Source organism: Peribacillus sp. N1, from assembly GCF_054600815.1.
Genome location: NZ_BAAHZO010000003.1, coordinates 472,301 through 484,115, shown reverse-complemented (window position 1 = coordinate 484,115; position 11,815 = coordinate 472,301). Strand labels below are relative to the sequence as shown.

The following is an 11,815-nucleotide window of genomic DNA, read 5'->3' as shown; positions in this document are numbered from 1 at the left end:
ACATGATTATGTTTTTAAATAACAAGTTGTAACATGACGAGTTTGCGTCTGCTTCCAAATATCCATAATGCCCCATGGTGGACTGACGTTTTTTCATAAAGTAACGTTCTGCTGTAGGCTTCGTGCCCAGGCAACGACATTTTCTGTAAGGGGCCTTGGTTGAAAAGTTGGAAAAAAAATCCGTACTTGTGAAAATTAAAGAACCTTTTCTACTATGTTGACAAATCATTATTGTAAAGTGATATAATTTTAAATTGTATGCATGACAAAAGGTAGGAGATAGAATCAAATGAATCAAAAATTAATTAATACTGAGAGTAAGTTCAGACCCGAAATCGAAGGGTTACGTGTTGTTGCCGCACTGCTGGTGGCGGTTTATCATATATGGCTTAATCGTGTTTCTGGCGGGGTTGATGTATTCTTTGTAATTTCAGGTTTTCTTATTACTACTTCAATTGTTTCCACAATTAATCGAACAGGGGAATTTCGTTTTCTTCCATATGTCACAAAATTAATGAAAAGATTACTTCCTTCTGTATTTTTTATTCTTGCAATTGTTCTGGTTTTAAGTTGGTTTTTATTACCTAAATCAATTTTAGATAAAACTATACATGAAGTATTTGCTTCCATGTTTTTCTATCAAAACTGGCAACTGGCTTTTTCGAGCACGGATTATTTAGATTCCAGTCAAATGAAAACACCTGTTGAACACTTTTGGGCTTTGTCTATACAAGGACAATTTTATATAATTTGGTTTTTATTATTCACTTTGATCTTATTTTTAATAAAAAAATATAAATTAACTAAAGTTAAAACATTAATTAATACGATTTTAGGAATATTATTTGTTTCTTCTTTTATATACTCCATATATTTAACTTCTGTCAATCAGCCATGGGCTTATTTCATAACGATGACACGTGTGTGGGAATTTGCTTTAGGCAGTTTGCTCTGTATCAATTTATCATTAATTAAGGTAAATAAATATATAGCAACAGTGATAGGGTGGCTTGGGTTAATCGGTTTAATTTTAACGGGAATAGTTTTCAATGTATCTGAAATGTTTCCGGGTTATATTGCCTTATGGCCAATGACCTGCGCATTATTCATTGTTTTGTCTGGTACACGCGATACAAAATATGGTGTCAAACGCTTTTTAGGTTCACCTGTAATGGTGAAGCTAGGTGGAATCGCTTTTGGTATCTACTTGTGGCATTGGGTATTATTGGAGTTCTATCGTTATAATGTCCAAGAAACTCCAGGATTCATCGTCGGAACTCTTATTATCATTTCATCAATTGCCCTTTCTTTTTTAATGACTCGATATATAGAAGAACCAATCCGAAGCTCAAAGGACAATAAATTTTCATTCAAGAGACTCGGGATAATGGGCAGTGTGAATGTACTCTTGATTGCATCTCTTTTAATTGGAGTATATATAGATAAAAATAGGCTGGAAAATAATATAAACGATAAAAATTATCCAGGAGCGTTAGCTGTAAAAAACCCTGATGATATACCTGATCAGGAACCAATTCCATCATATTCTGAAGTCTTTGATGATTTACCACAAGCGCATTTGGACGGCAGTAACCAAGGGTTGAAGGAAAGTGACTTGAAAATTGGGGAATATGGCGAAACTGAAAATTACGATGCTACAATTGCCCTGATCGGCAGTTCCCATTCAGAGCATTGGTTAGGTGCCATATTAGAAGCAACAAAAGATGATAATTATCGTGTATTGAATATGACCCGTTCAGGTACACGTTTTTCAACAGGTTATACGGATGATGATTTGAAAGGTATCTGGGTCAATAATGTTCTCGATTATCTAAAGGATGCAGATGTAGATCTTGTCATTTCTCACGCCACAGCTTCTGATACGCCTAATAATAAAATACAACAACAGATGGTTGATCAGCTGCAGTATGTTAAAGATGAATATGGTATTGAAGTGTTAGCGGTTCGTGATGATCCAAGATATAGTTTTAATGTACTGGAATCATTAGAAACACATGGAATAGAAGAAACAACAAAAAAAATGAATTCAGTAGATAATCAGAAAGACGAAAGCTTTTGGAGACAATTTGAAAAAGAGAATAAATCATTGCATAAAATTGACTTAACAGATTACTTTAAAGTGAACGGTGAATTTCAGCCCATTATTGGTAATGTTATAATTTACCGGGACAATAGACATTTAACGAATACTTATTCTGAAAGTTTCGGACCTATTTTTGAAGAAAAAATCAACGAGATAGGCTTAGATAGAAAGTAAGTATAGCTAAAGGGAATTTTGTTTGGGTCTATTGGTTATCTTGATATAAAAAATCTGAGTTCTGTGTTTTACAGGGCTCGGATTTTTTTATATGAACTTGTGATTAACTTTGTCTAACCGCCCCATAAATCACAGAAAAAACCCTGTTACTACGCGGAAGAACCGCATTGTAACAGGGTTTTTAGTTAGCGTCCCAGATAGGAATCGAACCTACGACCTACAGCTTAGGAGGCTGTCGCTCTATCCTGCTGAGCTACTGGGACATATAAAAAAGTCGACGACTTATTTATTATATTTCTTATAGGCAAACTTTTCAAGCTAATAGCACATACTTATTAAAAAAAATCCTCATAAATGCTTAACAGGTCACTAAGCTCTCGTCTTTCCCTTTTTTTCATTTAATGGAATACTTTATTAATCACTAGTTTTCTGGTACTATTTTACTATAAAAAAATTAGGAGAATGATAGTGGGGAAATATAGAGTGTTAAGGATGGTTGCAATGCTGGGGATTTTGATTTTACCTGCATGCTCACAAGAGATTTTAGAAGGTATAGGCACAAAAACAGCTGCACCGATTGCGGAAGATGACATCGAAGTGGTCGAAGCGGCGGATAATGGGGCAGGGCAGGAATTGGAGGGCCAGATCGATACGGGAGACTGGATAACGGCCGAGTCCGCCGTCCAGCTTCCGATCTTGATGTATCACAGCATTTCTGAAGGTAATCGCCTTCGGGTTCCAAGTGAGGAATTCCGGTCACAGATGGTTTGGCTTCGGGAGAATGGCTACTATACATTATCTCCTGAAGAGGCATTCCTCGTTTTAACCGAGAATCGGATGCCAAGTGAGAAGTGTGTCTGGCTTACTTTTGATGATGGCTATACAGATAACTTCACGGAGGCATTCCCGATATTAAAAGAAAATGATATGAAAGCAACTGTCTTCATGATCGGGAAGTCCATTGATAAAGGTCATCACCTGACTGAAAATCAAATGATGGAGATGAGCAGGAATGGGATTTCAATCGAAAGCCATACTATCAACCATTTGGAGCTGAACCGCATGACGGCAGAGCAGCAAGAAGCTGAAATGGTCCAGTCTAAGAAGCTATTCGACCGTATTCTCGACCAGGACACGACAGTGCTTTCCTACCCGGTTGGCCGGTATAACGAAGAGACTCTCAGGCTGTCAGATGAAGCCGGATACAAGATGGCAGTCACTACCGAACCTGGGGGAGCTTCAAGGGAACAAGGGATGCATGCCCTGCATCGAGTTCGGATTTCACCCGGTTTATCAGTCGATGGGTTTGCGTCATTGATTGAAAATGCTTCAAATCATTGAGTGTGGAAGGGTCATTTCGAACCTGTTCAGAAAAATCATATAATAATCGATTCTTACATGGTGTATAATGAAGGCAATGAAAATTATATACATATGAACGATTTGGTGTCGTAATGACTTAAAAGGGAAGCTGGTGAAATGCCAGCGCGGTCCCGCCACTGTATATGGGAGCTGACGGCTGTGTACCACTGTATGAAATATGGGAAGGTGCCGTTGACGATGACCATGAGCCAGGAGACCTGCCAAAATTCGTACACCTGTAACCTACGCGGATGGGAAGGTGTGTGGCAGACCCTAAGAAGTCCGTAATGATATTGTTGCCATACAAGCACCTTCCGTTTAACGGGAGGTGCTTTTGTTTTGGGGGCATCTTCCGAGATTATTGGGTGAAAGAAATTAAATAAAAAGATTGTGGGGAATGAAAATGAAGAAAATTTTTGGTCTGATATTGTTGATGTTGCTTACTGCAGGCATGATGGTCGGCTGCAGTGGAGCTACTGATGAAGGAAAAGAACAGCAGCAAACGAAACATGCTCAACACAAAACTTTCCCGATTACGATTAAAGATGCAACTGGGGAAAAAGTAACGATAGAAGAAAAACCGAAGAAAATCGTTTCGTTAATACCAAGTAATACGGAAGTGGTCTTTGCACTTGGTTTGGGTAAAAAGGTCATTGGTGTTTCCGATAATGATAATTACCCGGAAGAAACGAAAGAAATTGAAAAAGTTGGCGGAATGGAAATGAACACGGAGCTGATTGTCTCCATGAAGCCTGACCTTGTTCTTGCCCATGCATCAAGTGCCCATAATTCGAATGAGGGTTTACAGCAGCTAAAGGATGCTGGAATAGATGTCCTCGTAGTCAATGATGCACAAAGCTTTGACCAAGTCTATGAGTCTATTGAAATGATTGGACAGGCAACGGGTGAACATGACAAGGCAAACGAAATCGTTGCGGATATGAAAACGAAGCTCAAGGATATCGAGGAAAAAGCCAAATCCGTAAAGGAAGAGGATAGGAAGACCGTTTTAGTGGAAGTTTCGCCTTCACCGGAAATATACACACCGGGAAAAAATACTTTCATGAATGAGATGCTTACTATTATTTCAGCGGATAATGCTGCTGCTGAATTGGACGGTTGGGCAAAGATTGATGAAGAGTCGATGATTGCTGCAAATCCTGATGTCATCATTACAACTTATGGTTATTATACGAAAGATTCAGCAAATGAAGTGAAGGGCCGAAAAGGATGGCAAGACGTAAATGCTGTTAAGAATAACAAAGTCTTTGATGTCCATTCTGACTTGGTGACCCGTTCCGGTCCACGCTTGATAGAGGGAGTAGAGGAACTTGCCAAATCAGTCTATCCGAACCAATTTAACAACTAAATGGACGTTTGCCTATTTGATTGCGTTTTTAATTTTGTTATTCGCAATGACGGTAGGCATTTCCTTTGGTTCGGTGTCAGTACCGATTCCCGTACTTTTACAAATAATCGGCAAGGAGATCTTTCATTTGCCGATTTCCGCTGATCCGGATGTGATGCTGACGAATATCGTGATGAACATCCGCTTGCCGCGTGTGTTGCTTGCGGGGTTGGTCGGGGCATCGCTGGCGATTGCGGGTGCGGCATTTCAGGGGCTGCTCCGGAACCCGCTCGCTGATCCTTACACATTAGGTATTTCATCAGGAGCATCGGTCGGCGCCGTATTGACAATATTCTTGAATATATCACTGCCGTTCATCGGTTTATACACTCTTCCGGCATTGAGCATTTTATGCTCAGTGCTCACGATGCTCTGCGTATTGACTTTTGCAAAAAAAATGGATCGATCGATGAAAGTGGAAACGATCATTTTAACGGGAATCATTTTCAGCTCGTTTTTAAGTGCCTTCATTTCATTGATGATTGCGCTGACGGGTGATGAATTAAGACAAATCATCGGCTGGCTGATGGGAAGCGTTTCAATGCGCGGATGGAATTATATTGCAATCATTTTGCCATTTTTTATCATTGGTTCGTTGATCTTGATCATGAATACAAGTGAATTGAATGCGATGACTTTCGGGGAAGACCGGGCAAAACACTTAGGTGTGAATGTTAAGCGGCGGAAAATGTGGATCTTGATAGCCGGTTCGACATTGACGGGGGCGGCGGTAGCCGTTTCAGGGGCGATTGGCTTTGTAGGGTTGGTCATTCCTCATTTTGTCCGAAAGATATGGGGACCTGATCATAAACATTTGCTTCCGCTGTCATTGCTGATAGGAAGCGGATTTTTAATTTTGGCAGACTTTGTAGCACGGACGGTCATTGCCCCATCGGAACTGCCGATCGGGGTGATTACCTCACTTATCGGGGCACCTGCATTTGCGCTGATTTTATTAAAGAGACGGAGAGAAGGGTAAAAACGAATGCTTGAAGTTAAAGGATTAACAGGTGGATATGACAACAAAGCTGTTTTGGACTCTGTCTCTTTTGATGTACATAAAGGAGAATTATTCGGGATTCTTGGTCCTAATGGAAGCGGAAAAACGACGCTCTTAGGTATGCTTAGCGGGGTGCTCGATTATAAGGGCGGAAGCGTACGGATAAGAGGTAGGGATTTGAAGGATTATTCGTCAAAACAACTTGCACAGGTCATTGCTGTGCTCCCTCAACATTCCTCATTAGCTTTCTCCTATACAGTTAAAGAGACAGTCTCGCTTGGGCGATATGCCCATCAATCAGGTTGGTTCCATAGTTGGTCCGCAGATGATGAAGCGATTGTTCAACGGGTTATGGAACAAACGGGCGTAGCCGATTTTCAGGATCTGCATTTTGAACGATTATCAGGAGGGGAGAGGCAGCGGGTTCTGCTGGCACAGGCACTTGCCCAAGAACCTGAAATTCTTTTTTTGGATGAACCTACGAATCACTTGGATCTTTCCTATCAAAAAGACCTTCTTGATTTAATGAGGAAAATGGCAAAAGAGCAGAACTTGACCGTTATTTCAATTTTCCATGACCTGAATTTGGCTGGGTTATATTGTGATCGGCTGATGTTGCTTGAGAAAGGGAAAATTCAGGTTGTTGATGTGCCGAATGAAGTGCTTCAACAGGAACGGATTCAGGGGGTATATCATACGACGATCGAAAAACATCCACATCCCGCCCTTCCGAAACCGCAGATGTTCATCGTTCCGGAAAAGTATGGCCATGATACTATTGCATTGGAAATTGATGAATCCTATCTGACAGTCGGACCTGAGATGATTCAATTGGATTCGCCGATCCCGCTTAGAACGATGTCTTCCGGAGTGACTGGTTCGGGGACGGGCTGGCATAAATATTTTGTGAATAGGCACGTACATCATGGATATGACTGCGAGGATCATCATGTTGAAATGGCCGAGTATTTAAAGGCTCATGGTTTTGAACCTCAGGAGACAGTAGGGATGATGACAGCTGTCTTTCTCGATACGGTTGCTTTCAAGCTTTTAAGAGCTGAAGATTTCTCTGTTTTCATTATCGTGACGGCTGGTGTAGGAAATGCCATCGACGCTTCTTTAGCTGACCGGCATTCTTGGAGTTTCGCTCCGGGAACGATAAATACATGGATATTCGTAAATGGTCATTTGGCAGAAGAGGCTTTCGTCCACAGCATAGTTACTGCTACCGAGGCAAAAGTAAAAGCCCTTCATGATTTGCATGTACTGGATAAGCTGACAAATACATGTGCAACAGGAACGTCGACTGACAGCATTTTAATTGCGGCTGCGCAAAGAGGGGCAAAGCTTCAATATGCAGGCACCATTACTCCGTTAGGGAAGCTGATCAGTCGCGGTGTATATGATTGTACAGTGGAAGCATTAAAGAATAATCGGAAACGGATTGAGGATTTATGATCTATCATCATCTTTTTGCGGTTACGCTGGCATTTTTCCTTGATCTATTAATCGGTGATCCGCCAAATTGGCCGCATCCAGTCAAATGGATAGGAACGATGATAAGCAAGCTGGATCTGGCATTCAATAAAGGGGCATATAAGAAACGGAATGGACTCTTCATGTTGATCATCGTCTTATCGGCGGTGTTATTGATTACGGGTCTTACCGTCTATTTGGCTTATCTAATCCATCCGCTTGCAGGTATCCTTTGGGAAGCTGCTGTCATTTCAACTACGATAGCTCAGAAGGGCTTGAAGCAAGCTGGGATGGATGTTTGCCTTCCGCTTAATGAACGCGATTTTCCTGAAGCGAGACTAAAGCTTTCCTATATCGTGGGCCGTGATACGGCTGATCTTGATGAATCCGAAATCGTCAGGGGCACCGTGGAAACTGTAGCGGAAAATACCAGCGATGGGATTACAGCCCCAATGTTTTGGGCAGCTATTGGCGGTGCGCCGCTCGCTATGGTGTATAGGGCGATTAATACATGCGATTCCATGGTAGGGTACAAAAATGATAAATATGGGCAATTCGGCTGGGCTTCAGCCAAGCTCGATGATATCGTGAATTGGATTCCCAGCCGCCTCACCGGTTTCCTGATGTTACTGAGCTCAAAGTCCCGCTATCATGGATTTGGTGCTAGATGGAAGATATTATTCAATGACGCAAAAAAACATCCAAGCCCGAATAGCGGATGGTGTGAAGCAGGCGTTGCTGCGATTTTGGGAATACAGCTTGGAGGCCGTAATATGTACAAAGGAATTGTTTCCGACCGTGCGAGGATGGGAGTTCCGCTTGTTCGATTGGAAGCAAAACATATACCAAAAACGATTACCATCATGCATCGGTCATCTTTTCTATTTCTGCTGATGCTATGGCTAGGGGGGCTTATTCTTGACATTACCTTCTCATGGCTCTAATCCTCATTATCTTTATGAAGCGCTGAAAATCGAGATGCCTGAAGGGGTTCTCGACTTCAGTGCTAACATCAACCCATTGGGTCCGCCTTTACGCATAAAGGAACAGTGGGCTGGATTTTTCGAAGGAATCCTTCAATACCCAGATCCGCATGCCATTGAACTGACAAAATCCATTGCGAAAAAAGAAGCTCTTCCTGAGCAATCCGTTTTGATGGGGAACGGTGGTGCTGAAATAATCATGCTGGTAGCGAACGGATTAGCCAATCAAAGGGTGCTGATCATTCAGCCGGCATTTGCGGAATATGCTGAAGCTTGTTTGGCGGCAGGATGTAAGGTCGATTTCCACCAGCTTGATGCTCCTGAGTGGCAATTGGACTTGGAGCGATTGATTCCCCGATTACCCGAATATGATGCAATTTTCTTATGTACGCCTAATAATCCGACGGGTGTTTCATTTAAGCGGGATGCAGTCAGGGAATTGATCATGGAATGCCAAAAAGCGGATTGCCTGGTTGTATTGGATGAGGCTTTTTATGATTTTACGGAAGATGCTTTTAGTTATGCTTCTTTAATCAATGCATTTCCACATTTACTCATTCTAAGATCAATGACTAAAATCTTTGCAATCCCGGGTTTGAGACTAGGCTACTTGCTTGCGGCACCTGACATCATAAAACGGGTAAGAAACTATAAGCCGCATTGGAGCGTCAACAACGTGGCGCTTGAAGTGGGGAAAATCTGTCTTGCGGAAGAAGCCTATATGAGAAAAACAAGAGACTATATTGCATGGCAAAAGCAAAAACTATTCCGGTTTTATGAGGAGCAGGGGTTGGATGTCTCCGCTAGCACAGTCAATTTTTATTTGGTGAAGGATGAATCTCTATCCCTTTTCCCCTTTTTGCTGAAAAAAGGAATCGTGCCGCGCCATACCAATAATTTTCCGGGTTTGGACGGAGTGTGGCTTCGGTTTGCAGTGAAGAGTGAACATGATAACGAAGCACTGATGGAGGGGGTAAGACAGTGGAGAAAGCAAGGCTCTGTTTTATAACCGGGGGTGTCCGTTCCGGAAAAAGCAGCTTCGCAGAAAGAAAAGCCTTGGAGTATGCACTCCAGATGGATGGAAACTTGCATTACCTCGCCTGCGGCCGTGTCAGTGATGTTGAGATGGGTGAACGGATCCTTAGGCATCGGAAAGATAGAGAAAGCAGCCCGATTGCTTGGAAGACCTCTGAATACGCAACGGATATTACAAGAATAGAGGCTCACATTGATCATGATTCCATAATTCTGCTCGATTGTCTGACAACCCTGCTTGATAACGAGCTATTCGGCCCTGGCATTCCGCTTGAAGAAGAATTCTTAAATAGCGTTTTTTCAAAAATAATAACCGGGATCAATGAGATTAGAAAACAATCCAATTGTTTAATTGTCGTGAGCAATGAATTGGTGCAGGAGCCGATTTTCCAGGATGATTTCCTCCATTTATACGGAAAAACACTGGGCCTGCTTCATCAAACGATCGTCGGGCAGGCCGATGAAGCCTATCTTGTCGAAGCGGGAATTCCATTGCGGAAGAAAGGGTGCATGGAGGAATGAGCGGAGTGGTCGGATTTTTAATTAACCTGCAGTTCTTTACGGTCTTTCCAATAAAGAAGCAGCTTCCGATGGAGAAGAAATATATTCACCGTGCCATTCAAACCTTTCCATTAGTAGGTCTTTTGCTAGGCTTGATATTGGGCGGTGTTTTGTATGCACTAGTGGAATGGACCCCATTGTCATCGCTTGCGATTGCCTTTTTCCTCTGGTTTTTGGCGATGGCATTAACGGGTGGTTTGCATCTTGATGGCTGGATCGATGCAAGTGATGCTTTTTTTTCCTATCAGGATAAAGAGCGGCGTTTGGAAATCATGAAGGATTCCAGGACAGGTGCCTTCGGTGTCATCTCCGTCATAGTCCTATTGGCCGCCCGGTTTCTATTTATCTATGAAATTGTCGAAAGGATAAATGAATGGACATACTTCTTGATCATAGCCCTTCCGCTCTTAAGTAAATGTGTGATGGGTTATTTACTCATCCAGATGCCGCTGGCTAAAAAAGAGGGGCTCGGCGCTTTTTTTCAAAGTGCAGTAACGAAAAGCAGTTTGCCCATTTATTGGCTATATCTCCTTGTAAGTCTGGCGATTGCCTGGACAATCGATTTTAAGCTTGTCACCTTATTTTTCATCATGTGCCTGGCTGCAATGATTTTCCTGGTTTATATAAAACGTAAAGTCATCAGTTGGTTCGGTGGGATAACGGGGGATGTGCTGGGGGCGTCCGTGGAAGGGGTTGAGCTTTGGTTATGGCTGATATTGTGGCTATTACACTACTTCGCCATGGGCTGACAGTAGCAAATGAGCGAAGGGCCTATTTAGGCTGGACGGATTCTCCATTAAGTACCGAAGGAGAAAAGGAAATATTGGACTTAAGGGGTTCTTACCCACAGTATGAAAAAATTCACAGCAGCGATTTGCCCCGCTGTGTGGAAACTGCACGACTTCTGTTTCCAGATGCAGTTCCGATCAAAAACCCTTCGTTCCGTGAGATGAACTTCGGCTATTGGGAAGGACGGACGTATCATGAGTTGAAGGCAGATGGAGATTATCTTAATTGGCTGGAACGTCCCATGGAGGCACTGGTGCCTGGGGGTGAAAGTTATCCGGCATTTTCCGAGCGTGTTAATAAGGGCTGGAACGAATTGATTGCCTGTAAGGAGAGCCGGTTTGCCATATTGACGCATGGAGGGGTAATCCGTGATTTATTGGTTCGCTATGCCCCGCAGGAGAAGTCTTTTTTTGATTGGAGGATTTCCCATGGCAGGGGATATGAGCTGATATGGGAAGACCGGAACAGCTTAAGGAGGGGAGAACGCTGCACTTTGTTACAGGAGGCGCCTATAATGGCAAAACTAAATGGGTAAAGCAATTGTATGGTTTGGAAAATGATGTCCTTTGGCTATCCGGTTATCGAAAAGAAGAGCCGGAAATGATTGATTTTCAAGGCAAGACTGTTGTATTGCAAGGGTTGGATGCATGGATTCAACAAGATGCAGAAAAGATGGATTCTAATTCGATTCGAAAAAAATGGAAGGAAATCATGGCTGATTGGCGAATATGGGAGAAAGAAAGAGATGACCGTAACTGCATTGTGATCGGTTCAGATATCACCAAAGGCATAGTGCCGATGGAAGCAAGAGATCGCAGATGGCGCGATGCCTGCGGATGGGTCTTTCAAGATGTAGCATCCGTATCAAGGCGCGTTGATATCATCTGGTATGGAATTGACCAGCGAATAAAGTAGAGGAGGTA

The 11,815-nt window shown here is 42.4% G+C and carries 11 protein-coding genes, 1 tRNA gene and 1 riboswitch; of the genes, 11 read left to right on the top strand and 1 reads right to left on the bottom strand.

Annotated elements, in window-relative coordinates:
• Positions 1–289 precede the first annotated feature (289 nt).
• Positions 290–2,278 (top strand): acyltransferase family protein, encoded by a 1,989-nt coding sequence (locus tag ACYP5M_RS15285; protein WP_459735215.1) that lies wholly within the window; start codon positions 290–292, stop codon positions 2,276–2,278.
• A gap of 189 nt (positions 2,279–2,467) precedes the next feature.
• On the opposite strand, the gene ACYP5M_RS15280 is transcribed toward ACYP5M_RS15285, so the two are convergent.
• Positions 2,468–2,541, bottom strand: a tRNA-Arg gene (locus ACYP5M_RS15280).
• A gap of 229 nt (positions 2,542–2,770) precedes the next feature.
• Between ACYP5M_RS15280 and ACYP5M_RS15275 the strand changes: the two genes are divergently transcribed.
• The 10 genes from ACYP5M_RS15275 to ACYP5M_RS15230 all read left to right on the top strand — a co-directional run bounded on the left by ACYP5M_RS15275 (position 2,771) and on the right by ACYP5M_RS15230 (position 11,807).
• Positions 2,771–3,619 (top strand): polysaccharide deacetylase family protein, encoded by an 849-nt coding sequence (locus tag ACYP5M_RS15275; RefSeq protein WP_459735240.1) that lies wholly within the window; start codon positions 2,771–2,773, stop codon positions 3,617–3,619.
• A gap of 86 nt (positions 3,620–3,705) precedes the next feature.
• Positions 3,706–3,880, top strand: a riboswitch (cobalamin riboswitch).
• Between the two features lie 163 nt (positions 3,881–4,043).
• Positions 4,044–5,009, top strand: a complete 966-nt coding sequence (locus ACYP5M_RS15270; RefSeq protein WP_459735214.1) for an ABC transporter substrate-binding protein — start codon at positions 4,044–4,046, stop codon at positions 5,007–5,009.
• On the top strand, positions 4,972–6,027 hold the full coding sequence (locus ACYP5M_RS15265) for a FecCD family ABC transporter permease (protein WP_402943207.1): 1,056 nt from the start codon (positions 4,972–4,974) through the stop codon (positions 6,025–6,027). The genes ACYP5M_RS15270 and ACYP5M_RS15265 overlap by 38 nt, the downstream gene beginning before the upstream one ends.
• A 6-nt stretch (positions 6,028–6,033) precedes the next feature.
• Positions 6,034–7,506: a heme ABC transporter ATP-binding protein gene (locus ACYP5M_RS15260; protein WP_459735213.1), complete on the top strand. Its 1,473-nt coding sequence runs from the start codon at positions 6,034–6,036 to the stop codon at positions 7,504–7,506.
• Positions 7,503–8,468: an adenosylcobinamide-phosphate synthase CbiB gene (cbiB, locus tag ACYP5M_RS15255; RefSeq protein ID WP_459735212.1), complete on the top strand. Its 966-nt coding sequence runs from the start codon at positions 7,503–7,505 to the stop codon at positions 8,466–8,468. The genes ACYP5M_RS15260 and cbiB overlap by 4 nt, the downstream gene beginning before the upstream one ends.
• On the top strand, positions 8,443–9,516 hold the full coding sequence (cobD, locus tag ACYP5M_RS15250) for a threonine-phosphate decarboxylase CobD (RefSeq protein ID WP_459735211.1): 1,074 nt from the start codon (positions 8,443–8,445) through the stop codon (positions 9,514–9,516). Before cbiB ends, cobD begins: the two co-directional genes overlap by 26 nt.
• Positions 9,489–10,064 carry a bifunctional adenosylcobinamide kinase/adenosylcobinamide-phosphate guanylyltransferase gene (locus ACYP5M_RS15245; RefSeq protein WP_459735210.1) on the top strand — a complete coding sequence of 192 codons (576 nt, stop codon included), beginning with the start codon at positions 9,489–9,491 and terminating at the stop codon, positions 10,062–10,064. The genes cobD and ACYP5M_RS15245 overlap by 28 nt, the downstream gene beginning before the upstream one ends.
• Positions 10,061–10,852 (top strand): adenosylcobinamide-GDP ribazoletransferase, encoded by a 792-nt coding sequence (cobS, locus tag ACYP5M_RS15240; protein ID WP_459735209.1) that lies wholly within the window; start codon positions 10,061–10,063, stop codon positions 10,850–10,852. Before ACYP5M_RS15245 ends, cobS begins: the two co-directional genes overlap by 4 nt.
• Positions 10,810–11,427, top strand: a complete 618-nt coding sequence (locus ACYP5M_RS15235) for a histidine phosphatase family protein (RefSeq protein ID WP_427573338.1) — start codon at positions 10,810–10,812, stop codon at positions 11,425–11,427. Before cobS ends, ACYP5M_RS15235 begins: the two co-directional genes overlap by 43 nt.
• Positions 11,343–11,807, top strand: coding sequence for a bifunctional adenosylcobinamide kinase/adenosylcobinamide-phosphate guanylyltransferase (locus tag ACYP5M_RS15230; protein ID WP_459735208.1), 465 nt, complete (start codon positions 11,343–11,345; stop codon positions 11,805–11,807). Before ACYP5M_RS15235 ends, ACYP5M_RS15230 begins: the two co-directional genes overlap by 85 nt.
• Positions 11,808–11,815: the final 8 nt, after the last annotated feature.

Coding starts and splice junctions, on each gene's coding strand:
- ACYP5M_RS15285 (WP_459735215.1), top strand. CDS start 290: ATGAATCAAAAATTAATTAATACTGAGAGTAAGTTCAGACCCGAAATC.
- ACYP5M_RS15275 (WP_459735240.1), top strand. CDS start 2,771: ATGGTTGCAATGCTGGGGATTTTGATTTTACCTGCATGCTCACAAGAG.
- ACYP5M_RS15270 (WP_459735214.1), top strand. CDS start 4,044: ATGAAGAAAATTTTTGGTCTGATATTGTTGATGTTGCTTACTGCAGGC.
- ACYP5M_RS15260 (WP_459735213.1), top strand. CDS start 6,034: ATGCTTGAAGTTAAAGGATTAACAGGTGGATATGACAACAAAGCTGTT.
- cbiB (WP_459735212.1), top strand. CDS start 7,503: ATGATCTATCATCATCTTTTTGCGGTTACGCTGGCATTTTTCCTTGAT.
- cobS (WP_459735209.1), top strand. CDS start 10,061: ATGAGCGGAGTGGTCGGATTTTTAATTAACCTGCAGTTCTTTACGGTC.
- ACYP5M_RS15235 (WP_427573338.1), top strand. CDS start 10,810: ATGGCTGATATTGTGGCTATTACACTACTTCGCCATGGGCTGACAGTA.
- ACYP5M_RS15230 (WP_459735208.1), top strand. CDS start 11,343: ATGGGAAGACCGGAACAGCTTAAGGAGGGGAGAACGCTGCACTTTGTT.